Origin of the sequence: Candidatus Nanosynbacter sp. HMT-352, assembly GCF_022819365.1 — a bacterium.
Taxonomy (GTDB): domain Bacteria; phylum Patescibacteriota; class Saccharimonadia; order Saccharimonadales; family Saccharimonadaceae; genus Nanosynbacter.
Window position 1 is genome coordinate 278,105 of the sequence record NZ_CP089289.1, and the last position, 23,656, is coordinate 301,760.

Consider the following 23,656-nt stretch of genomic DNA (forward strand, 5'->3'; position numbering starts at 1 on the left):
TTTCGTTTATGGAAGTTTGAGACGGAAAAAGATATAATTAATAAGAAGGAGAATGTAATGGAAGATTTGAATATCAAGCAGTTGACGTTGGCAGTGCGTACGATTGCTGAGGAAAAAAACTTGCCAGAAGAAACAGTTTTGAGCGTGATTGAGCAGGCGATTGCGGCGGCTTGGCGTCGTGATAACGGTACGCGTGACCAATTGGTTCGCGCAAGCTTGAATATCAACAACGGTACGGCTGTCGTGTCGGTTGTTAAAACTGTTGTTGAAGAAGTTGAGAATGATGCCAATCAAATCGATCTAGAGGAAGCTAAGGAGATAGATCCTGCGGCTGAACTTGGCGGTGAAGTTGTGATGGAAACTCATAACGTGACGACTTTTGGTCGAGTTGCCGCTCAGACTGCTAAGCAAGTTATCTTGCAGCGTTTGCGTGAAGCTGAGCGTGAAGTTGTTTTGGCGGAATTTGAGGATAAAATCGGTACGGTTGTTATCGGTACAGTTCAGCGAGTTGAGCCGCGCGTTGTGCGAATTGAGCTGGGCAAGGCTATTGGAATTATGCCTCAGAGCGAGCAAATTCCTGGTGAATATTATGGCGTTGGCCGTCGAATTAAGGTTTATATTAAGGATATTGAGCGCGAAGGTCGCGGTCCGCAATTGATTCTTAGTCGCGGCAATGAAGAGTTTGTGCGATTCTTGTTCAATCAAGAAGTTCCAGAGATGGAAACTGGTGCAGTTGAGATTAAGGCAATCGCTCGCGAAGCTGGTCGCCGAACTAAATTGGCGGTTTCTTCAGCGCTACCTGGTGTTGATCCAGTTGGTACGTTTGTTGGTGGTCACGGCGCCCGCGTTCAGGCTGTGATGAATGAAATTGGCGAGCAGGAAAAAATTGACATTATTCCATACGAGGAAGACGCGGCTGGATTTATTGCTAATGCGATGAGCCCGGCAGAGGTTTTGAGTGTGACTGTCAATGAAGACGAGAAGCGTGCGACGGTTTATGTTAGCGAAGATCAGCAGTCGATAGCAATTGGTCGTGCTGGACAGAATGTTCGCTTGGCAAGTCGATTGACTGGCTATGAATTAGACATCGAAGCAAAAGCTCCTGTTAAGACAGAGTCAAAACCTCGAAAGAATATTGAGGATAGCTTGATGAGCGTAGTTGAGGAGGTGGCGGAATAAGCTGCCTTCTGCGAATCGCCGAAAACGAAAGGAGGGCGATATGTCAGAAGATTTTTCTGAATTAGAACCTCGGCTGACGGAAACGGCTCGGGCCAGTTTGGGGCGAGCTGGTTTTCTGGCGCATAATGAGGGGAGTGAATATGTTGGCACGGAGCATATTTTGCTTGGTGTGTTGGCACAAAATTCGTCGCTAGGCGCGAAGATTTTGGCTGAAAACGGCGTAACTTTGGATCGTGCGGAAATGGCGTTGAACCTGACCGCAAAGCCGCTGGTGATTACAATTGTAAGTAAGGGTCTGAGCGCTGAAGTTGTTGAATTGATAAGGATTGCTTGGCAATTAGCGGTTGAATTTGGGCAGGAAAAAATTGGCACGGAACACATCGTTTATGGAATGTTGCAGCAGCACGAGGCGCGAGCGACTAAATTGCTGCGGGATATGAACGTTGATATTGACAATCTGCGTGGAAGTTTGGAAGATGTGTTTGATAAACAGCAGTTTGAATCTCTGCAGAGTGAACGCGGTGTAGCGAGTAAAAATTCTGGCGATTTGCGAGTTCTGGAGAAATTCGGTGTCGATTTGACGCGGCGTGCCAGCGAAGGATTTTTGGATCCGGTGATTGGTCGAGCGTCGGAAATTCAGCGAATGATCACGATTTTGGGTCGGCGGAGTAAGAACAATCCAGCGCTGATTGGCGAACCTGGCGTCGGTAAAACTGCGGTAGTTGAGGGCTTGGCGCAAAGGATTGCTGATAATAAAGTCCCTGAATTTTTGAAGGGCAAGCGACTTTTTCAACTGGATTTGACGGCGATGATTGCGGGGACGAAATATCGCGGGCAATTCGAGGAGCGATTGCAAAAAGTTCTGGCGGTCGCTAAAAAACATCAAGAAGTTATTTTGTTTATTGACGAGTTGCATCTGTTGGTCGGCGCTGGTTCGGCCGAAGGCTCGATGGATGCGGCGAATGTATTGAAGCCGGCATTGTCGCGAGGCGAGGTGCGACTAATTGGTGCGACGACGTTTGATGAATATCGAAAACATATCGAAAAAGATGCTGCGTTGTCACGGCGCTTCCAATCTGTGACGGTCAATGAACCATCGCCAGAAGAGGCGGTGGAGATGATGCGAGGATTGAGAGGAAAATTAGCTAAGCATCATCAAGTTCAAATTCCTGACGAAATGCTGACTGAGGCGGTGGATTTGAGTCAGCGTTACGTGACGGAGCGATTTTTGCCAGATAAAGCGATCGACGTGATTGACGAGGCGGCGAGTTTATTAAAGTCTAGTTCGCCAATAAAATTGTCGCGCAAGGACAAGTTGGCTCGCCAAATTAAGCGATTGGCTGGGAAAATTGACGCCGCGGTCGAGGCCGAAAATTACGAAAAAGCCGCAGAATTTAAGATGCAAATGAGGCAATTGGAATTGCAAGCCGGAGCACTGAAAGATGAAGCCAGTGATGAACCGGTATTGACCGATGAATATTTGCGTCGAGCGGTTTCGGCAATGACGAATATTCCGATTGACAGATTATCGTTAAATCAGATGAAGGATTTGATTCGCCTGGAAAAACGGCTGAGTCAGAGCGTTCTTGGTCAGAATGAAGCGATTGAGCAGCTGGCGCGCGCGATTCGTCGCAATAAAGCTGGGCTAAATCGTCAGAACGGGCCGCTTGGGTCGTTTATCTTTCTGGGTCCGACTGGAGTTGGTAAGACGGAATTGGCACGAGTTCTGGCGCGGGAAGTTTTTGGCGGCGAGGATAGCTTGATTAAAATTGACATGAGCGAATTTTCCGAGCGTCACACGGCTAGTCAGCTGGTTGGTGCGCCGGCTGGTTATGTTGGCTATGAGGACGGCGGGAAATTAACGGATAAAGTTCGTCGTCGACCATATAGCGTGGTGTTGTTTGATGAAATTGAAAAGGCGCATCCTGACGTTCTGAATTTGCTTTTGCAGATTTTGGAGGACGGCAAGTTGAGCGATTCTCACGGACGAACGGTGAGTTTTCGGCAGACGATTATTATCTTGACGAGCAACGTCGGTGCCGAGCAAATGATTCAGGATTCGGAGCTGGGATTTGGTGCGTCTGGGCAGAAAAAGTCGGCTAGCGAAAATCGTCACGAGAAAAATTCGCGTGCCGCTCTGCGTGAGCTTGAGGAGTTTTTGCGTCCAGAATTGATTGGAAGATTTGATAACGTGATTACATTTAAGCCGCTGTCTCGTTCGGTCGTGCGAAAGATTTTTGACAATCTCACGTCTGATTTGGTCAAGGCTGTTGGTCAACATGGAATGAAGCTTGATATTACTTCTTCGGCGAAGCGTTGGTTGATTGATCGAGGATTTGACGAGCAGCGCGGCGTGCGAGTTTTAAGACGAACAATTCAGTCAGAGCTGGCGGATCCGCTGAGCGATGTTTTATTGTCCAATAAAGCAAAACCTGGCGACACGCTGGAGGCTAAAATTGATAATGATAAGGTGGTGATTAATGTCAATCGTGCGTAAAATATTCAGCGTCCTCACGCCGATAATTGTACTTTCTGCCGCGGTTTTTGTGATGATGAATCGTCAGCAAATTATTGATGAAATTGCGCTGTGGCAATATAAGCCGAGTGCGGAAATTGTCGCTATCGCTGACCGCGTGAAAATGTCAGACACTGGCAGAAAAATGTTCTATGTTTCTAATCCGCAAATCAAATCGGCGAACGAATTTAACGAAGATTGTCGTCGCGTGGAAAAGGGAAACGCAATTTTGGGTTGTTACAATCCGTCGTCTAGGGATATTTATATTTATAACGTGACCAATTCTGAGCTTGATGGCGTGAAAGAAGTGACGGCGGCGCATGAGATGTTGCACGCTGCTTGGGAAAGGTTGAGTACGTCGGAAAAATCTCATTTGAGTGAGCTTTTGGAGCAGATTTATAATAATGTGAAAAATAAGAAATTATCCGAGCGAATGGAGTATTACGATCGTGCGCAACCTGGAACGAGAGCTAACGAGCTACACTCAATTTTAGGGACGGAATTTGCCGATTTGGGCGATGAGTTGGAAGAATATTATCGACGATATTTTACTGATAGATCCGAAGTCGTGAAATTGCACGCGCAATATCAAGAAAAATTTGAATCCAGAGAAAATGAAGCGCAGAAGCTGAGCGAGTCGTTGAAGGTTCGAAAGGAAAAATTGAACAGAGAATTATCGCAATATTCAACTGATTTGGCGGATTATAATAGTCGCGTGGCGGACTTTAATCGGCGAGCGGGCGTTAGTGGCGGATTTTTGTCGCAGAGTGATTTTTATAGTCAACGCCAAGCCTTGAAGGCGGAACTCTCGGAGTTGAACGAAAGGCGTGCCAATTTGAATTCTGATATCAATTCTTATAATTCTGATGTTTTGCGGCTTAGAGAACTAGGCGTGCAGATTGATGAATTGAATAAAAGTTTGGATAGTTTGGAGGGGGCGAAATAATGGCGAAAGCTCGAAGTCAATTTATTTGTCAGCAGTGTGGGGCTAGCTTTTCAAAGTGGGCTGGCAGGTGTGAAAATTGCGGGGAATGGAATTCGCTAGTCGAGCAGGTCGTTTCTTCTGGCGGGTCGTCCGTTGTTGATAAATCGGCTGGGCGCGGCAAAGCCTTGAAAACGTCTAGTATTCGTGAAGCTGCTTCTGAGTCTGGACTAGAAAGATTAAGCACTGGAATTGACGATTTGGACGCTGTTTTGGGCGGCGGTTTTCTGGTTGGCGGCGTGGTGCTGGTGGCGGGTCAGCCGGGAATCGGGAAAAGTACGCTGTTGGCGCAAGTTGCGGCACATATCGCCAAGACAAAATCGGTGTTATATGTAAGTGGTGAGGAATCGGTTTCTCAAGTGAAGCTTCGTGCGGAGCGTTTGGGTGCGGCTGATTCGGAAAAAATGCAGCTGGCGTCCGGTAATAGCGCGGAAGATATTGCGGCGTCAATTCAGCAAGGCGGATATGATCTGGCAATTGTCGATTCGGTTCAGACAATTTCTCTCAGTGAGATTTCTTCGGCTCCGGGGTCGGTTAGTCAGATCACCAACTCGTCAAATGTAATTATTCGTGCTGCCAAAGCTTCGGGCACGGCGGTGATTTTGGTTGGTCACGTAACCAAAGAGGGTTCGATTGCTGGTCCGAAAATATTAGAGCATTTGGTGGACGTTGTGCTGAATTTTGAGGGCGATCGATATGGTGGTTTTCGAGTTGTTCGGGCGCAGAAGAATCGATATGGTTCGACTAACGAAGCGGCAATTTTTGAGATGGATGAGCAGGGGCTAAGAATCGTGAAGAATCCGTCGGCGGAACTTCTGGCGGAGCGTCAGAATCTGGATGGGTCAATTGTGCTGGCGACCATGGAAGGCGCACGTCCGCTCTTGGTGGAAATTCAGGCGCTAGTTAATCCGACGAATTTTGGCTATCCTAAGCGCACGGCGAGCGGTTTTGATCTGAATCGATTGAATTTGTTGGTGGCAGTTTTAGAGAAGCGAACGAAGTTGAAATTGGCGGACAAAGACATTTATGTCAATGTGGTTGGCGGATTAAAGTTGAATGATCCAGCTGCTGATTTAGCTGTAGCGATGGCGATTGCTAGCGCTAGTGCTGGGCGAAGTCTGGACGAAGGCGCCGTGGTGTTTGGCGAGATTGGTTTGGGTGGCGAGGTTCGTTCGGCGACGAATTGGCAAGCTCGAATTAAAGAGGCGAAAAAGATGGGCTTCACTTATGCGATTGCACCGAAAGTTCATAAAGATAAATTTATAAAAGGCGTCAGCGATATGCGACAGGCGCTGATTGACTATTTACAATAGAAAGGTAAAAAATGAAAGATTTTTACGGATTGATAATAATTACGATGTTGCTTGGCTTGGCGGCCGAAGTTTATTTCTTGGCAAAACCGCGACGAAATTCATCGGTGGGTGCGGCGCCGATTTTGGTCGACACGTCAGTGCTTATGGATGGGCGAGTGACTGAGCTAGCGAAGACTGGATTTTTGCTGGGCAAAATTATTGTGCCTAGGAGTGTATTGACGGAATTGCAATTATTAGCCGACGGCGCAGACCACGATAAGCGTGAAAGGGCGCGATTTGGTATGGATGTCGTGAAGGAGCTCAAGGATATTTTGAAGTCTTCATTCGAGCTTTATGATGATAATATTCGCGTGCCGGAAGGTGTGGATTCTCGCTTATTGAAATTGGCGAAGGAAATGGATGCGGCAGTGTTGACGCTTGATTACAATTTGAATAAGGTGGCACAAGTTGACGGTGTTAAGGTTTTGAATATCAATGAGCTGGCGAAAAGTTTGAGGATGAGTTATTTGCCTGGCGACGAGCTGGATTTGGAACTGTCGCAGAAGGGGCAAGATTCTCATCAAGCGGTTGGCTATTTGAAAGATGGAACGATGGTGGTTGTTGAGAACGCCAAGCGCTACATTGGGCAAACGAAGAAAATTGAGATTATCCGAAGCTTGCAGACCGACGCTGGAAAAATGATGTTTGCGAAGCTTGTGATTGAACAGAAAAAACCTGTAAAGCAGAAGACTAGTGTTCCTAAAAAGCGCACAAATGGTCGCTCAAAAACATCAGCTCAACACGAGGCTGAGCTGATTAATTTGGTAAATAAACAATAGTTTATTTAGTTAACTTGAATACTGCCAGTTGAAGTGGCGGTGTAATATGCAGAGTCTCTTACGGTTACAGAAACTGTATGTGCTCCTGTCGTATCAAGTTCTACCGTGGCGGTCTGCTTGCCGCTTGAAGTAATTTCTGAACTCTTAATACTCTTTCCGTCCACGGTAATTTCGATTGCTGATAAGCCCCAAGTTCCTGCTGTAATATCAACACTTATCGTATATTTCTTACCGCTGTTGGTGTATGATATTGCTCCAATTTGCGGCTTAGTGTCGTCACACTTGTGAACGTCATCTTCTGCGTTCGCGTCGTATCCTGAAGGAACGGTAATTGATTCTTTCTTAGTCAAAGGATCAATAATCTTTGTCACTTCAATTTCTTCCTTTGCGCCGTCCGGAGTACAGTTTGTTGCCTTTTTCTTAGAGACTTTATCGAAGGTGATTTTCTCTGTAGATTGACTTTGTCTCTTATTCCACCATGACGGGTAGAGTTCACCGTTGACAGTCTGGATTCCGCTTGGTCGCTCGTACCATTGACCCGACTTCCATTTGCCTTCTTTGGCGTAAACTTGGGTGTGGGCGAACTCCATAACACTTCTAATTACCGGCATGCCGTAGTTGGAGGCTGATGTACCAATTACACTGGTGTCGGAGTTTCCGAGCCACATTCCCATAACCAGAGCTGGGCTGTAATTAACAATCCAGAGGTCTTTTGGCTGCGAGCCTTTGTCGGATGTACCAGTCTTTGCAGAGGTTCGAACGCCATTGACGCCCATCCAGCCGTGAAGTCCAGGAGTTCGGTCGGACAAGATGTCGTTCACAATGTACGCTGATTGCGAGTCGACAACTTGCTTGCCTTCATCTTTCCATTTTTTCAGAGTTTCACCTTGGCTGTTCTTTACCTCGATAACACTTGAAATGTCTTTTTGGACTCCCATTCGCGCCAGTGTTGAGTAGGCATTCACCAATTCTGTCTGCTTGGTTCCACATGCGCCGATTGCTGCACCGAGTCCGTAACCACCGGCATTTTCTTCCTGACGGCAATAATTAGGATCGCCCATCCTGCGGATTCCCTCGACGACAGGCTTAGCGGATCCGTCACCAACGATGTAAGCGGCTTTAATAGCTGGGACGTTTCGAGATAGAGCCAGCGCTCTTCGGATATTGATGGCGCCCATAAACTTATTGTCCCAGTTTCTTAGGGTTGCGCCGTACAGTTTATCGATATTTTCATCGGCTAAGACGGTGCCGCTACCGTATGCTTGCTTGCTGTCGTGTTTGTCGAACAATTGAGCAAAGACAAGCGACTTAATTGTGGAACCTGGCTGGATATAGGAAACTGCGGCGTTGTCCTGACCAAAGCCGGTGTAGTTAAAGTCACGGCTACCAACAAGCGCTACGATTTGTCCAGTCTGAACGTCTTCGACTGTTGCGGCGCCGTTACTAATTCGCACAGAATCTGGTCGACCCGTTGCAAAGAATGATTTCATCTCATTTTCAAGTTTCTCCTGAATTCGCCAGTCGAGGGTGGTTTTAATCGTCAATCCACCGCGTCCAACGACTGATTCGCCGAGTTCTTTGCTCAACTGATTGCGAACCATCAACAGGAAGTGAGGAGCCTTAATATTCTCCAAATGCTCGGTCTGTGGCTTAAGCGTGCTTAAAATATCAATCTTTTTAGCTTTTTCAGCCTCATCTTTGGTAATGACGCCTTGCTCAGCCATATAGTCCAGAACTGTATGTTGTCGGGCAATCAAAGCCTTATTTCCAGCGGTGTTGTATGGATTATAGTAAGTTGGATTCTGTGGAATACCAGCAATTAGCGCCGCTTCCGCCAGCGTCAGATCTTTAGCGTGCTTACCAAAGTATGTCTGAGCTGCAGACTCTGCGCCGTTACGACGACCGCCGTATGGAGACTCATTCAGATATAATGACAGGATTTGGTCTTTACTATACATGCGCTCAACTTCGATTGCGAGAATGATTTCCTTGATCTTTCGAGGAATACCGCTAATTGATCGGTCGCCAGCCTCATCTGCGAAGAAGACTTGCTTGACTAGCTGCTGCGTCAGAGTCGATCCACCCTGGACTTGGCGTCGTGAAGCAGTCGAGAGCATTGCGCGCAACATACCGCTAATACTGATGCCGTGGTGATTATAGAAGTTTCGGTCCTCAATTGCGACAGTGGCTTTTTTCAAATAGTCGCTAATCTGGTCGGACTCGACAACCAATTGATAATTGCCCGTGCCTTTATCTTCCCAAAGCAAATTGTCATTGCGGTCGTAATATTTAGTGACGGTCGTTTGAACGCGCTTAGCAAGCTCGCCAGGGCGAATTTTATCGAGGTCTTTACGGAAGTAAGCGAACATTCCGCCGATAAGTAGCAACATCAACAAGATACTGACGCCAAGAATTTTCAGAGCCATCAGTCCGCCGCGCTTGGAGAACCAATATTTCGCCAATCGCTTCGGATGCAATCGATAAAAGAATCGCTTTACGGGATGTTTCGGCAAAGTTGCCAAATATTCCGCTCGTTCGCGCGCGTCCTTATCTTTTTTAGTCTTATGTTTCTGCGCCAAATTGGCATATAAGTTCATCCGTTTCGACGGAGATTTCTTATCGCTTGAGCCGTGTCCGGCGGTGCTTATCGTAGTCTTTTTCTTCACAATTCTATTATATCACGCATATGTTTCGCTTCAATTGTAAAATTGCTATACTAATATATAGAAAAGGAGTGATATGAAATTATCAGAAGAATTACAATGGCGTGGATTCTGGAATCAGACCACATTTACTGACGACAAACTTATTGATTCGGAGAATTTCACGCTCTATCTGGGGACGGATCCTTCGGCGGACAGTTTGCATGTTGGGCATTTGGCAGTTTATATGATGGTTCGACATTTTCTGGAGCGCGGGCATAAAGTGTTTTTGCTTGTTGGCGGCGGTACGGGAATGATTGGCGATATGCGCGACACGGAAGAGCGAAACTTGCTTCCGTACGAGGAAATTGAGCATAATAAACAAGCCTTAAAATCCCAAGTTTCGCGAATCTTTGCTGGACGAGATTTTACTTTGGTTGATAATGCTGACTGGCTGGCTGATCTGGAATTACTGCCGTTTCTTCGCGATATCGGTAAAAATTTCAATATGGCGGATTTGGTGAGCCGCGAATTTTTCAAGGCGCGCATTAACAACGGCAAAGGTTTGAGTTTTGCGGAGTTCACTTACACTTTACTTCAGGGCTATGATTTTTGGCATCTATTTAATCAATATGGCGTGAATATGCAAATTGGTGGATCGGATCAATGGGGCAATTTATTATCTGGCGTGGATTTGATTCGTAAAAAAGAAAACACCGAAGTCTACGCAATGACTGCACCTTTGCTTATCAATAAGTCGACTGGTCGTAAATTCGGTAAATCTGAAGGTGGCGCGGTTTGGCTTGACGAAAATAAAACCAGCGTCTATAAATTCTACCAATTCTGGCTGAATGTTGATGACGAGAGTGCGATTGAATATATGAAGATATTTACGATGTTGGATCGCGATACGATTGAGGCTATTGCTGAAAATCATGCTGTTAATCCAGGTGCGCGCTCGGCACAGAAGGTTTTGGCTCGTGAAGTTACTGACATTGTCCACGGTAGCGCGCGCCGTGAATCCGTTGAGCGCGTAACTGAAGTTTTGTTTGGCGGCGGCGATTTTAAGAAATTGTCGGACGATGATTTAGGCGCTTTGGCTGAAGAAATTCCTTGCGTTGATGCTGGAATTGATGTGATTGAAGCGCTGGTAGAATCCGGGGCGGTTGGCTCTAACGGTGAAGCAAAGCGATTGTTAAAATCTGGCGCCATTAGCCTAAACGGCGAAAAACTTGCCGAAAATAAAGTCGTCAATGACACGTCGCTACTGAAGAAGGGTAAAAACACATTTGTATTAATTACGGGGGAGAATGAATAATGAAGAAAATTATCGGGTTTGATTTGGACGATACGCTAGCAATTACAAAGTCGCCAATTAGCGACCGTATGGCGGGAATTCTTAGTCGATTGCTTGAGAATTATGACGTTTGTGTGATTACGGGCGGCACGTTTCAACAGATAAAGAAGCAGGTGATTGATAGGTTGAACGTTGCTCCAGAGTTGCTTCAGAAATTCCACGCGATGCCGACTTGCGGAACTCGATATTATCGATTTGACGCCGCCGATGATGAATGGAAAATTCAGTATGCGAACGATTTGTCTGATGAGCAAAAAACTCAGATAACCGCGGCGTTGGAAGAAGTTGCGAAGGAAATGGGCATTTGGTGTGAGAATCCTGCGGGTGAAATAATTGAAGATCGACATAGCCAAATTACTATGTCGGCTTTGGGTCAGCAAGCTACGCCTGAAGATAAATATGCGTGGGCTGAAAAATATAAGGATGTCCGTCCGATATATCGCGACAAGGTGGCGGAAAAGCTACCTGGACTTGAAGTGCGAATTGGTGGTACGACCAGCACTGACATCACGCTTCCGGGAATTGATAAGGCTTATGGAATTGGCAGGCTACTTGAACTGAATGGCTGGTCGAAAGAAGAAACATTGTTCTTTGGTGACAAAATTGAAGAAGGCGGCAATGATTTTCCAGTGAAGCAAATGGGCGTGGATTCAATTGGCGTGAGAGGCTGGGAAGATACGGCTTACGCCCTGGAAGGCATCAACGCCGTTTCGTAGATGAAGCTAACAACTCCTCTTGAGCAAATTAAAGGCGTCGGGCCGAAAACTGCTCAGGCTCTGGCGGCGGCTGGTCTTAAAACGATTTCTGACGCTTTGGATTTTTTGCCGCGAGCATATGACGACTATTCAACCGCGGTTAATATCGCAGATCTTCGGCCGGGAAAAGTTACGGTTAAGGCGCGCTGCGAGTCGGTTTCGACGCGTATTGTTCGGCGCGGACTTAGAATCACGACTGCGGTTTTGGCGGATAAATCGGGCAAAGTTAAGGCGGTTTGGTTCAATCAGCCGTACCGCGAAACGCAATTAAAATCTGATGCAGAATTTATTTTTTCTGGTCAATTTGGTATGCAATATAATCGCTATCAAATCAACAATCCGTCTGTTGAGCTGGCAAAAGAAATTGCTAAAACAGTTGTAGAAAATGTGTCTGGAATTCAGCCGGTTTATAAATCGATCAAAAATCTCCGCCCAAAAACTGTGCAAGATTTGATGAAAAATATTCATCCAATTATGGATTTTTTGCCCGAGACTTTGCCGGAAAACATTATTCGGCGCCAAAAATTGGTTAGTCGTTCTGAGGCGGTTAAATTTCTTCACGCGCCAAAAACTCACGAGGAAATTTCCCGCGGTCGTGAGCGCCTGGCGTTTGAGGAGCTGTTCGAAATGATATTGGCGGCACAATTTAACAAGCAAGAACAGACCAGATTAACAGGCTGGAAAATTCCGTTTAATAAGTCGGTCGTGAAGAGTTTTGTTGATCAATTGCCGTTTCCTTTGACGAACGCTCAGCGCCGAGCTGCGTGGCAAATTCTGCAAGATTTGGAGTCTGATCATCCGATGAATCGGTTATTACAAGGAGATGTTGGCTCGGGAAAAACTGTCGTAGCGGGATTGGTGGCTGCGGAAGTGGCTAAGGCTGGTTTTCAGACGGCAATTATGGCGCCGACGGAGATTTTGGCGCAGCAACATGCGAAAACGCTTGACGAGTTATTGTCGCCATTTGGTGTGTCTGTTGCGCTTCTGACAGGCCACGTGAAAGGTGCGGCGCGTAGTCAATTGTTGGACAATTTGGCTAGCGGTAACATTGATGTTGTGGTTGGCACACACGCGCTAATTCAGGAGAAAGTTGCGTATCATAAATTGGGATTTGCGGTGATTGACGAACAGCATCGATTTGGCGTGAAGCAAAGACAAGCTTTATTGGAAAAGTCTGATTTTATGCCGCATCTTTTAAGTATGACCGCCACGCCGATTCCACGCAGTCTGGCGCTGACATTGTATGGAGAATTGGATATTTCTATTCTGGACGAGTTGCCCTCTGGCCGTCAGCCGATTCAGACTAAGATTTGGTCGCCAGCATCAGCTCCGAAGCTTTACGAATCGATTGAAAATGAGCTAGCCAAAGGTCGCCAAGCTTACGCTATTTGTCCGTTGATTGATGATAATCCAGATAATGATAAAAAATCGGTGGAGGCGGAATATAATAAATTGTCTAAGACTATTTTCAGTCATCGTCGAGTTGGGCTGTTGCACGGAAAGCTTCCTGCTGAAGAAAAAGCTGAAGTGATGCAGAAATTTGCGGACGGCGAGCTGGATATGCTAGTCAGTACGACTGTGGTGGAGGTTGGTGTGAATGTGCCGAATGCGACAGTGATGTTGATTGAGAATGCGGACAATTTTGGGTTGAGCCAGTTGCATCAATTGCGCGGGCGAGTTGGGCGCGGGAAACATCAGAGTTTTTGTCATTTGATGATGAGTGGTCACGATAAGCCGAGCCAACGACTTCGGGAGATTGAGAAATCGCAAGATGGGTTTTATTTAGCGGAGGTTGATTTGAAATTGCGTGGACCTGGCGAGATTTACGGAAAAATGCAACACGGGGATTTGAACTTGAAAATTGCCTCGTTGGCGGATACGGCGCTAATTTCTCGCGCTCAAACCGAAGCCGAACGTTTTGTCAAAGAGGGGCAAGATTTGCTACAATATAATCATCTGGCGCACGCCGTCAGTCGCTATCAGCGATTAACTGTTTTAAATTAATATGTACGCAGGAACAACAATTAGGGATAGCTCTGGTCGATTTATTGGCGTCCACCAAAAAATAGATCGAGTCGCAAGGAGAAATATAGAACCAATTCTTCCGGATTGGTGTGATTTTCCTGACATTAAAAACATTCTTCATTTTGAGGGCAAGAATGGTCCTGATGGTGTTAAGCGAAAGAGTCCAGCCGTGGATGAGCCTTGGCACTTTATAAATCCGGACGATCCGAATGACACTGCACTTTTGGAGATGATTGACGGACATATTGGTAATTTAGCCCGAGCACTGCGAACAAATAATTCCGAGCGAGAAGCGTTTGAGGCGGCTTGGATGGCGCACGCGATTACCGACGGTTTGACTCCAGCTCATCATTTTCCTCTGGAACAAGCTATGGCGGAACTTCGCGGCGGTGAAGGGTTGGAGACGCGAACCTCAATTTTGAAGAAAAATCTCATGAAGGGCGATAACGGAATTGAACTGATTAAAAACAACTGGAAATTCTGGGGCGCCAAAGGTATGATGACGACACACGTGGCGTTTGAGGCTGGCGTAGCTAGCGTGGTGGCATATCCACGTTTTAAGGATGCAATTCCGAGTGACGATGAGATATTGCAAGTGAAAAATCACGGCTATCGTGAGTATTATTTGGACCAAGTTCACGCCGTGGCATCGATGAAAATGTATGACAATTTTAGCAAGAGCGGCTGGACGACGGACCTTGCTTGGCAGACAAATCACGAGCTAATGCCGATTATTATAAAGTCGGTGATGTTGGGTTGGCTGGCGTCTATTTGGAAACTTGAGGCAGAAAAAAGTGAGAGTTAGGATTGTCTCTGGCGAATTCGGCGGGCGATTCATAAAAACTCCGCCTGGCTCAACGACACATCCTATGGGTGAGCGAGTGCGTTCAGCTATGTTCAATTCTTTGGGCGAATCGATACGCGGCGCGCGGGTTTTGGATGCTTTTGCGGGGTCTGGTGCTGTTGGACTAGAGGCGTTAAGTCGCGGTGCAGAGTCGGCGGTTTTCGTGGAGCGAGATCGAATCGCTCAGCGAGTAATTGCTGAAAACATAAGCATTTTGGGTGTCGAAGAAAAATCTATTGTAATAAAAACAACGATAGTAAATTGGCTAGAAAGTGCGAGTTCAACAGGGGAGTTCGATATTATTTTTGCTGATCCGCCATACCATAATCCACAGTTTTCCACAGTTTCTAAGTTAATGAGACTACTCAAACCGGGTGGATTTATGATATTATCACATCCAGGAATAGGTGAGGTGCCAGTTCAAGACAAAACTGTTGTGGTGGACAGTCGTAGTTATGGGGAGGCGCACCTCACCAAGTTCCTACGATTGGAATAAGTTTGATGATCGTTCTGATAAATATCAGAGCGTTTTTAATAGAAAAAAGTAGGTAAATTATGAATGAATTTATTTTAGTAGCAATAAAATTATTGATCGGATTTTTTGCGCTGACGATAATAATTAACGTTACAGGAAAAGGTAATTTGGCGCCATCTTCCGCTAGTGATCAAGTTCAGAATTACGTACTTGGTGGTATTATCGGCGGCGTTATTTATAACAATGATATTAAGATTTTGGACTATGTTGGGATTTTGTGCATATGGTGCGTGCTGGTGTTAACACTGAAGTGGATAAAGAAACATAGCGTTAAGGCTAAACAGCTGATTGACGGGAAGGCTTTGATAATTATAGACAACGGGAAGATAAATATCGAAAATTGCGAGAAGGTCGGCTTAAGTGCTCATGATGTTTCTTTCAAGCTTCGAACCCATAATATCTACTCGACGAAAGACGTGAAAAGAGCTGTTGTTGAACAGGATGGCGAGCTCATTATTTCACACAAAGGCGAGGAAAATCCGAAATTCCCGTTAATAACGGACGGTCAATTGCAAGCTGATATCTTGGATGTAATCGGAAAAGACGAAAAGTGGCTACTTGGTCAGCTTAAAAAACGAGGCTTAGAATCTTACGGAGATGTATTTTTGGGCGAGTATGTCGACGGTGATTTGATTCTGACTGCTTATAATTAAAGATGAATTAACTGGACGGGATGAAAAACGTCGTTATTTGATAGTGTTGTGAAGTTAACTCTACCACTACATCTGGTGGTGTCGTATAATGGTTTATAGACAAAGTAAAAAGAGGAGGAATGTAGAAAATGCTGTACGATGGTCATATTAATTGTGGGGCAGATATTCTGAGTGAAGATACTTCTGATAAACGGGATAAATATAAAGATTATGAGGAAATTGCAAATGATGAAGATTTGCAAAGAAGCGTCGGCAGCGAGGAGTTAGAAAACTATACGACAGAATCTAGCCAAAATAGCGATCCAGATGTTCTTGATGATTACTGTCTAGAATTGAAAGCCCTCACCGAGGCTGCTAATGACAGGAAAATTAACGAGAATATGGCTAGGTTGGCGACTGAATGCGCGGGTCGCTATCCCATAGAGGAGTGCGATACTGAAGATGGAACCTTATTCTAGTTGAGTGTTTTTGTTGCTAGGCAATAAGTAAAACTCCGCAATATCCTGGAATTGTCATTTGAAGATTTTCTACGGTAATTAAATTGACAGAGTGAGTCGAGTCAATGATCTTGGCGTTTTCTGGAATGAAGAAGCTTTGTTTCTCGTCTGCGAAATTGATGAAAATGTAAGCACGTTGACCAACCAGTTCTCTTTTTAATCCGAGAATGAATCCGTTGCCGGTGTTTTCTACAATACTCAAATCGCCATTTTTAAGAATTGGGAGAGTTTGGCGCAATTTTAGCAGCTTTCGGTGCATATTAAGCAGGGAATTGTTTGCGGTTTTTTCGTTATCAACGTTAATCTTCGTGTGATTATCATTAACAGGAAGCCAAGGTTTTACGCTTGAAAAGCCTGCAAATTGCGAATCATTCCATTGCATTGGCGTGCGCTCCAAGTCTCGGCTATCAACAATAGAATTGGCGGGACTAAAATTATCTTGAATGTCATCAGCGGTCAATTCTCCATTCATCATGCCGATTTCGTCACCGTAATACACTACACTGATTCCTGGTGTGAGGAGGTTTAAGAAGCTGAGGGCGCGGGCGCGTTCTTCGCCCAATCTGGAGGCAATTCGCGGCTGATCGTGATTTCCAATGCAGAAAAATGGCATGGTTGAGCTTGCTGATTGTAGGTAATTATTGATTTTTTTCTCAATATTTTTAGCGTGCCATTCGTTATCGCGATATTCCATAAAAAACGCCGAGGCTTTTGGGTGGACTGCCAGGATCTGGTTGTATTGATGATAAATATCACCCAGCTTATCGTCGGGATAAAATTCAAACACCATTTGCTTGTCGTTATATTCATCACAAACTGACGCTAATTCTCGTAAATATTCCTGAAAATGCGGTCCCATTTTACATTGATCGTGGATAAACGCTCCGTAATTGTTTGGATTGCCATAAAAATCAGGATTTGGAGAGTCGTCTTTGAGATCAGGATCTTTGGAAATTCCCCAAATTGCATCGACGCGCATTCCATCAACGCCCACATTAAACCAAAATCGCACTATGTTTTTTATTTCAGCACGTACTTCAGGATTGTCCCAATTCAAATCTGGCTGCGTTTTCAGGAACGAATGTAGGTAAAATTGCCCAGTGCGCTCGTCAAATTCCCACGAACTGCCGCCAGACAAACTTCGCCAATTGTTAGGCTCGCTATTGTCTTTTCCGTCGCGCCAAACATAGTAATCCCGCTTGGGGTTATCACGCGAAGATCTGGATTCTTGAAACCACGGATGTTGGTCTGAAGTGTGGCAGGGAACGAGGTCGATCATAACTTTAATGTCTAGATCATGAGCTTTTTTAAGCAGCGCTTGGAAATCGTGCATTTTTCCGAAAGTCGGATCAATAGCTCGATAATCTGCGATATCATAGCCAAAGTCGGTCAGCGGCGATACGAAGAATGGGGAAATCCAAATCGAATCGACGCCCAACCATGATAAATAATCCAGCTTCTCGGTAATGCCGTTCAAATCGCCAATTCCATCGCCATTTGTATCCAGAAAGCTGCGCGGATAAATTTGATAAAGAGAGGCGACATCTTGCCAAGTTTTCATGATTTAAGTATAAGCGAGATAACAGGGAAAATCAAAACAAATAAATTACATGTGATGATAATGATGAGTCAATGCGTGACCTTTACCTCGGCGTAACAAATATAGATTGACGGGATATGATACAGCAAACGCGGCGAACATACAAATTAGCCGGCTAACCCAATAAATCGGATGAGCTAAGTTCTTATCCATGGCGCCCGGAATGATCAGCATGATTATATTGTCTACGACGGTCATTAACAATATGGATAGTGTGTCAGCGGCGAAAACTAACTTTAAGGATTTTATGAGCGATAATTTGGCACGTACTAACGGTATGATTGACGCGGTGTAGCCGGAGATGAAAGCTAAGACCGATGCCAGAATGACTGTAGTATGTGGCGCAAATCCAGCGTGTGTGCCGATGGTAACGCCTATCATCTCACCAATCATACATCCCGCCAGACAGTGCAAACTCGCTGCTAGTGCCATGTGTTTGATTGAATTTTTTGTATTGCAATGATTATGAGATTCGTGATTCATTATTTTGTCCTTATGTTATTTAATTCATATAGATTGAGTAATTCTTCTATCGCTTTACTTTGTTGAGCTTCGTCATCGGACGTCATTTTATCAGCAATGTGCGTGCGGAGATGTCGCTCCAGAATAAGTTTATTAAGCGATGCCAATGACTTTTGTATTGCTAGGCTTTGGGTTAAAACATCCATGCAATATGCGTCGTCGGTAATTTGTTTCTCGAGCCCGCGCATTTGTCCTAATATGATCTTTGTGCGATGCAGGGCTCGTCGTTTGATGTCTGCTGTATCCATAAAATAATCATATACCCCCTGGGGGTATTATGTCAAATGTAATTAGCTATCTAAGAATTAACATACGAAAAAACCACCCATTTGGATGGCTAAATATCGAATTGGTGCGGGTAAGGAGACTCTAACTCCTGGCCTCTTCCATGGCAAGGAAGCGCTCTAACAACTGAGCTATACCCGCATGTTGTTCACGATTCATTGTAGCAAAGTCGTGAATAAAATGCAATATTTGGTGGCTCCTCCCAGACTTGAACTGGGGACACAAGGCTCTTCAGGCCTCTGCTCTACCAACTGAGCTAAAGAGCCACAAACTTGCTATTTAATTGTACTAAAGTTGTCGCTATCTGGCAAGAGTGTTATAATTTTATCGAGCGCGGGTGTCGTATAGCGGCTATTATGTGACCTTCCCAAGGTTGAGATGGGAGTTCGACTCTCCCCATCCGCACCAGAGATTATAAAGCACCCTGTAAAATTACAGAGTGCTTATTTTATTGATAAATGTTCTATTTTTTACCGCCACGAATCGCGTCGATGAGTTCGATAGGGAATAGCATCATCGTCTTTTGGCTTGGCTCTGTGGAGATTCGCTCTAAGGTGTTCAATGTTCGCAGATTGATAGCGCCTTGAGTTTTTGCTAGGATTTCTGCGGCTTGGGCCAACGTCTCAGCTGCAGCCTTTTCGCCGTCAGCGTTGATGATGTTGGCGCGGCGCTCGCGCTCTGCCTCGGCTTGTTTGGCCATGGCACGCTTCATGTCGCTAGGAAGTTCGATGTTCTGAATCTTAACGTTCTCGACATCGATACCCCATTTGTCAGTTTCGGCATCAACAATTTCCTTGATCTGCTGGGAAATCTCTTCGCGCTTGGCGAGCAAATCGTCCATATCAACATTTCCGGTGACGTCGCGCAGTGCTGCTTGGGCAAATTGGCTAGTTGCGTAAATATAGTTCGTGGTTTCCAACACGGCTTTTGGTGCGTTGATGACTCGGAAATAAACCACCGCATCAACGCCGACCGTGACGTTGTCTTTGGTGATGACTTCTTGTTTTGGAACGTCAATTGGAGTTGAACGAATATCGACCAACATCATTGTCTGCAATCCTGGAATGACGACTCTTAATCCTGGTTCGCGAACGCCAGTAAATTTACCGAGCGTCAATACTACACCGCGCTGATATTGATTGACAATTTTAATGCCACTAAGTACGTAAAGTCCCGTGAATACTAAAATTATTATTACAAATGCTCCCATTTTTCCTCCTATTTATATAGATCTATTGTAGCATTTTGTGTGAGGAAAGTGTAAACGGCGGACGACTTTTTGGCTTTATGGATTTCACGATATAATGGAAGTATGAGTGATAGTAGGCAGCCACTGGCTGAACGGATGAGACCGCAGACGCTGGACGAGGTGATAGGGCAGAGTCATTTGCTTGGTGAGGGCGAGTTATTGAGGCGAATCGTTAAGAATGGCGAGCCGGTTAGTTTGATACTGTGGGGTCCGCCGGGAACTGGAAAAACGACATTGGCGCGGATTATTGCGCGTGAGGTGAAGGCGGAGTTTATTGAGCTGTCGGCAGTTACAAGCGGAAAAAAAGACGTTGAACAAGTGATTGAACACGCCCGCCAAAACTGGAATTTGGAACTCAGGACAATTCTATTCGTTGACGAAATCCACCGATTTAATAAAGCTCAACAAGACGCGTTTTTGCCGCACGTTGAGAGTGGGCTAATTACATTAATCGGTGCGACGACCGAGAATCCGAGCTTTGAAGTCATCACGCCGCTGCTGTCGCGTTCACGGGTCTTGGTTCTTCAGCGATTGGCAAAAGACGAAATTATATTGGTATTAAAAAGAGCATTGAAAGTCCTGAAAAAGTCCAAGCAAGTTTCGCCTAAAGCTCTGGATTATTTAGCGGAATTATCGGACGGCGACGCAAGGGTGGCGCTGGGCAATTTGGAATTGGCGCTGAGTTTTAACGAAAAAGTAACGCCGGAAGTGGTTAAGGCGGCGGCTCAGAAGCGACTTCCGGGCTATGATAAAAAAGGCGATTCACATTACGACATAATTTCCGCTTTTATCAAGTCGCTAAGAGGCAGTGACGCGACGGCTGCGACGTATTATTTGGCGCGAATGATTGACGCGGGCGAGGATCCGAAGTTTATTGCTCGGCGAATGGTGATTTTTGCGTCAGAAGATATCGGGCTGGCGGGCAATGGCGCGCTGAGCTTGGCAATTGCGACGTTTGAGGCTGTCGAGAGTGTCGGTCTTCCGGAGGCGAAGTATAATTTATTCCATTGTGCTATTGCGTTGGCTCGTAGTCAGAAGTCGCGTGAAATTACCGATTTAATGCACGGCGCTTTTGAATTGGCGCGTAAATATCCGAATTCTCCCGTGCCATTGCATCTCAGAAACGCTCCGACCAAATTGATGAAAGATTTGGGCTATAACAAGGGCTACAAGTGGCGAGCTGGCTTTGAGCACGACAAAGGATTTCTACCAGAGGAAATTAAGGATGTGGTATAATTAGCACATCAATATTCTTAAAAGGAGAAGTTAACATGCCAAAACAAGAACCTCAGCAGCCGCAATATGCACCGCAGCCTGATCCAAGCGCACAATACGGTCCTGCACCACAACCGCAGAATACCCCGTATGAGCAGCAGCCGGTCAGCCAGCAATATTTTGCACAACCTCAAGCAGCGCCAGTGCAATATGTCGTGATGGCAGAATCTCTGAAGGGTGTTAAGGGTTGGTTAATGTTCTTTGTGGTTTGTTTCGTTATCGGTAGCCTTGTCAATACAGCAGTGTTTTTTCAGGCGATAATGAATCTTAGCCAGCCAGAGAACGTCATTTCTTTGATATTTTCACCTATACTGGTAGTCTTAGCTATTTGTGCAGTTGTGTTTATAACGATGCAGAAGCGTCTTGGTAAGTGGTTAGCTGTTGCTACGATCGCCACAGCTGGATTGGGCAATGTTGCAAATGCGGTAGTTATATATGCATCTGGAAGATCGGGAGTAGAGGTTTCGGCATTTATCACCGGAATCGTTACAATGCTAATAGTAGAAGGATTGGTAATCTTGTACTTCTTTGCTTCTCGCCGAGTCAAAGAAACTCTTGTCAATTAGTCGATTCTCACATTAAAAATAGCCGCCTCATTACGGGGCGGTTATTTTTATGGTTTACATAGCTATTGTTTCGCGGCGCGCTTTCGCTCGTTTGCATCCAGATATCGCTTTCGAAGCCGTAATGACTTTGGTGTAACCTCCAAAAGCTCGTCGTCTTCAATAAAATCGATACATTGCTCCAAGCTAAATTGCGTAAATGGCGTCAATTGTACAGTTCCATCCGACGATTTGGAGCGCATATTAGTCAAGTGTTTGGCTTTACAAACGTTGATTTCGATGTCTTCTTGGCGATTGTAAATTCCCACAATCATTCCGGCGTAAACTTCCGTTCCTGGCCCGACCAGTAATTCGCCGCGCGCTTCCGCCGCTTGCAAAGCGTAAGGTGTTGTCGTGCCAGCCTCAAACGCAATTAAAACTCCATTGCGGGTTTTTGGCAATTTTCCGCCAAGCGGTTGATATCCGTGAGGCAGGGAATTCATAATCACCGTACCTCTGGTGGCGGTCAACAAAATGTTGCGCAGACCAATCAGCGCCCTCGTCGGCAGAATGTAAGTCAGGCGAGCAGCGCCAGCGGTGGTCGTTTCCTGAGATTTCATTTCAGCATGTCGCGCGCCAAGCTCTTGGCTAATCGCGCCGATGAATTCGCTTCCAACTTCAATTTGCAATTCTTCAATCGGTTCTTTTTCGACGCCGTCCTCGGTAATTGTAACAACTTGCGGTCGTCCAACCTCAAACTCGAAGCCCTCGCGTCGCATGGTTTCAATCAAAACACTCAAGTGTAACTCGCCGCGCCCAGAAATTGTAAAGCCAATTCCGTTTTCCTCAACGCGTAGCGCCACGTTGGTTTCAAGCTCTCGCTTCAATCGGTCGCCAATTTGCCTGGATGTCGTAAACTCGCCCTCGCGACCTTTCATTGGGCTGGTGTTCGGTCCGAGGTACATACTCAGAGTTGGCGCTTCAATGTCAATTGTCGGCAGCGCTTCAGGCTGTTCTTTGTCGGCAATCGTATCGCCAATATGCGCGTCAGCCACGCCAACCAGCGCCACAATGTCGCCAGCAAAAGCTTCGTCAAGTTCCTCACGATTTAATCCGCGATAGCCAAAAACTTTCTCAATTCGTGCAGAACCCGCGACTTCGCCATTTTTCATCAAACTGACTTGCAGGCCACGCTTAACGGATCCGCGAGCAATTCGCCCAATCGCGTATTTTCCTTGGAATGTGTCATATTGTAAGCTGGTAACAAGCAGTTGAAACGCGCCGTTTTCCGTCACGTCTGGCGCTGGAATATCGTTGATGATCGCATTAAAAATTGGCGTCAAATCCGCGTCTTCGTCGGTGTTAGCGGGAATTTCTTTCCATGATTTTCCGTCGCGTCCGATTGCGTAATAAATTGGATATTGCAATTGAGAATCATCGGTCGCTAGCTCCAAAAACAGATCGCTCAACTCATCTTCAACTTCGGCAATTCGCCTGGCTGGCTTGTCAATCTTATTGATAATCACGACAGGCTTCAGCCCCAGCTCAAGCGCCTTCGCTAATACGAATTTGGTCTGAGGCATCGGACCTTCCTGCGCGTCCACGATCAGCAAAACGCCGTCAGCCATATTCAAGGTTCGCTCAACTTCGCCAGAGAAATCGGCGTGTCCTGGCGTATCAATGATGTTTATTTTGTAGTCGCTGTAAAAAATTGACGTTTGTTTGGCGGTGATGGTGATGCCGCGCTCGTGCTCTTGATCGCCGGAATCCATAATCAATTCCTGGCTCATCTCGGCTTGGTTGTCGCGGAATGTTCGCGACTGCTTTAATAGCCCGTCAACCATGGTCGTTTTGCCGTGGTCGACGTGGGCAATAATGGCAATGTTTCGAATCTTGCTAGCGTCCTTCATAAAAATATGGTCTGATATTAGCACAGACCTTCCTTTAAGGTAATTATATCACGAAATAATAGAGGTGAAAAGTTTTTAGAAGATGGTACTAAGAAGTGTATCTAATTATAGTTTGTGTTATTTTTTCGGTTGACATTAAATAAATAAAAAGTCAATCT

At 45.6% G+C, this 23,656-nt stretch carries 20 protein-coding genes and 3 tRNA genes; 15 read left to right on the forward strand and 8 right to left on the reverse strand.

Features of this window, described 5'->3' with window-relative positions:
- The first annotated feature begins 57 nt into the window (after positions 1–57).
- The 5 genes from nusA to LRM49_RS01510 are packed head-to-tail and all read left to right on the forward strand — an operon-like array spanning position 58 to position 6,807.
- Positions 58–1,179, forward strand: a complete 1,122-nt coding sequence (gene nusA / locus LRM49_RS01490) for a transcription termination factor NusA (RefSeq protein ID WP_243778097.1) — start codon at positions 58–60, stop codon at positions 1,177–1,179.
- Positions 1,180–1,219: 40 nt separating this feature from the next.
- Positions 1,220–3,676 carry an ATP-dependent Clp protease ATP-binding subunit gene (locus LRM49_RS01495; RefSeq protein WP_243778098.1) on the forward strand — a complete coding sequence of 819 codons (2,457 nt, stop codon included), beginning with the start codon at positions 1,220–1,222 and terminating at the stop codon, positions 3,674–3,676.
- Positions 3,660–4,640, forward strand: a complete 981-nt coding sequence (locus LRM49_RS01500; RefSeq protein WP_243778099.1) for a hypothetical protein — start codon at positions 3,660–3,662, stop codon at positions 4,638–4,640. The genes LRM49_RS01495 and LRM49_RS01500 overlap by 17 nt, the downstream gene beginning before the upstream one ends.
- On the forward strand, positions 4,640–5,989 hold the full coding sequence (gene radA, locus LRM49_RS01505) for a DNA repair protein RadA (RefSeq protein WP_243778100.1): 1,350 nt from the start codon (positions 4,640–4,642) through the stop codon (positions 5,987–5,989). Before LRM49_RS01500 ends, radA begins: the two co-directional genes overlap by 1 nt.
- Before the next feature lie 11 nt (positions 5,990–6,000).
- Complete coding sequence (locus LRM49_RS01510; RefSeq protein ID WP_243778101.1) at positions 6,001–6,807, forward strand: PIN/TRAM domain-containing protein; 807 nt, start codon at positions 6,001–6,003, stop codon at positions 6,805–6,807.
- Positions 6,808–6,812: 5 nt separating this feature from the next.
- Here the strand turns inward: LRM49_RS01510 and LRM49_RS01515 are convergent, their stop codons facing one another.
- Positions 6,813–9,473: a transglycosylase domain-containing protein gene (locus LRM49_RS01515; protein ID WP_243778102.1), complete on the reverse strand. Its 2,661-nt coding sequence runs from the start codon at positions 9,471–9,473 to the stop codon at positions 6,813–6,815.
- A gap of 73 nt (positions 9,474–9,546) precedes the next feature.
- Here LRM49_RS01515 and tyrS point away from each other — a divergent pair, with 73 nt between their 5' ends.
- The 7 genes from tyrS to LRM49_RS01550 all read left to right on the forward strand — a co-directional run bounded on the left by tyrS (position 9,547) and on the right by LRM49_RS01550 (position 16,076).
- Positions 9,547–10,767: a tyrosine--tRNA ligase gene (tyrS, locus tag LRM49_RS01520; RefSeq protein WP_243778103.1), complete on the forward strand. Its 1,221-nt coding sequence runs from the start codon at positions 9,547–9,549 to the stop codon at positions 10,765–10,767.
- Complete coding sequence (locus LRM49_RS01525; RefSeq protein ID WP_146424137.1) at positions 10,767–11,522, forward strand: HAD-IIB family hydrolase; 756 nt, start codon at positions 10,767–10,769, stop codon at positions 11,520–11,522. Before tyrS ends, LRM49_RS01525 begins: the two co-directional genes overlap by 1 nt.
- The gene (gene recG, locus LRM49_RS01530) at positions 11,523–13,565 is read left to right on the forward strand and encodes an ATP-dependent DNA helicase RecG (protein WP_243778104.1); all 2,043 of its coding nucleotides are present in this window, start codon (positions 11,523–11,525) and stop codon (positions 13,563–13,565) included.
- Between the two features lies 1 nt (position 13,566).
- Complete coding sequence (locus LRM49_RS01535) at positions 13,567–14,391, forward strand: phospholipase C/P1 nuclease family protein (RefSeq protein WP_243778105.1); 825 nt, start codon at positions 13,567–13,569, stop codon at positions 14,389–14,391.
- On the forward strand, positions 14,381–14,926 hold the full coding sequence (gene rsmD, locus LRM49_RS01540) for a 16S rRNA (guanine(966)-N(2))-methyltransferase RsmD (RefSeq protein ID WP_243778106.1): 546 nt from the start codon (positions 14,381–14,383) through the stop codon (positions 14,924–14,926). The genes LRM49_RS01535 and rsmD overlap by 11 nt, the downstream gene beginning before the upstream one ends.
- Positions 14,927–14,985: 59 nt before the next feature.
- Positions 14,986–15,618 carry a DUF421 domain-containing protein gene (locus tag LRM49_RS01545; protein WP_129637248.1) on the forward strand — a complete coding sequence of 211 codons (633 nt, stop codon included), beginning with the start codon at positions 14,986–14,988 and terminating at the stop codon, positions 15,616–15,618.
- Between the two features lie 128 nt (positions 15,619–15,746).
- Positions 15,747–16,076, forward strand: a complete 330-nt coding sequence (locus LRM49_RS01550; protein WP_243778107.1) for a hypothetical protein — start codon at positions 15,747–15,749, stop codon at positions 16,074–16,076.
- 16 nt (positions 16,077–16,092) lie between these two features.
- Here the strand turns inward: LRM49_RS01550 and LRM49_RS01555 are convergent, their stop codons facing one another.
- From LRM49_RS01555 to LRM49_RS01575, 5 genes are all read right to left on the reverse strand, one after another.
- Positions 16,093–17,676, reverse strand: coding sequence for an alpha-amylase family glycosyl hydrolase (locus LRM49_RS01555; RefSeq protein WP_243778108.1), 1,584 nt, complete (start codon positions 17,674–17,676; stop codon positions 16,093–16,095).
- Between the two features lie 45 nt (positions 17,677–17,721).
- Entirely contained in the window at positions 17,722–18,147 is a 426-nt protein-coding gene (locus LRM49_RS01560; protein WP_243778109.1) for a DUF4396 domain-containing protein, read from the reverse strand.
- A gap of 50 nt (positions 18,148–18,197) precedes the next feature.
- Complete coding sequence (locus LRM49_RS01565) at positions 18,198–18,485, reverse strand: metal-sensitive transcriptional regulator (RefSeq protein WP_243778110.1); 288 nt, start codon at positions 18,483–18,485, stop codon at positions 18,198–18,200.
- Positions 18,486–18,587: 102 nt separating this feature from the next.
- Positions 18,588–18,663: transfer RNA gene (locus tag LRM49_RS01570), tRNA-Gly, on the reverse strand.
- A 49-nt stretch (positions 18,664–18,712) separates the two neighbouring features.
- Positions 18,713–18,788: transfer RNA gene (locus LRM49_RS01575), tRNA-Phe, on the reverse strand.
- A 67-nt stretch (positions 18,789–18,855) separates the two neighbouring features.
- Here LRM49_RS01575 and LRM49_RS01580 point away from each other — a divergent pair.
- A tRNA-Gly gene (locus LRM49_RS01580) sits at positions 18,856–18,930 on the forward strand.
- A 55-nt stretch (positions 18,931–18,985) separates the two neighbouring features.
- Here the strand turns inward: LRM49_RS01580 and LRM49_RS01585 are convergent.
- Positions 18,986–19,732 carry a slipin family protein gene (locus tag LRM49_RS01585; RefSeq protein WP_243778111.1) on the reverse strand — a complete coding sequence of 249 codons (747 nt, stop codon included), beginning with the start codon at positions 19,730–19,732 and terminating at the stop codon, positions 18,986–18,988.
- Positions 19,733–19,834: 102 nt separating this feature from the next.
- Here LRM49_RS01585 and LRM49_RS01590 point away from each other — a divergent pair, with 102 nt between their 5' ends.
- Both LRM49_RS01590 and LRM49_RS01595 read left to right on the forward strand, forming a co-directional pair.
- Positions 19,835–21,007: a replication-associated recombination protein A gene (locus LRM49_RS01590; RefSeq protein ID WP_243778112.1), complete on the forward strand. Its 1,173-nt coding sequence runs from the start codon at positions 19,835–19,837 to the stop codon at positions 21,005–21,007.
- Between the two features lie 35 nt (positions 21,008–21,042).
- Entirely contained in the window at positions 21,043–21,612 is a 570-nt protein-coding gene (locus LRM49_RS01595; protein WP_243778113.1) for a hypothetical protein, read from the forward strand.
- A 62-nt stretch (positions 21,613–21,674) separates the two neighbouring features.
- On the opposite strand, the gene typA is transcribed toward LRM49_RS01595, so the two are convergent.
- Positions 21,675–23,498, reverse strand: coding sequence for a translational GTPase TypA (gene typA / locus LRM49_RS01600; RefSeq protein WP_445082943.1), 1,824 nt, complete (start codon positions 23,496–23,498; stop codon positions 21,675–21,677).
- Between the last annotated feature and the right edge of the window lie 158 nt (positions 23,499–23,656).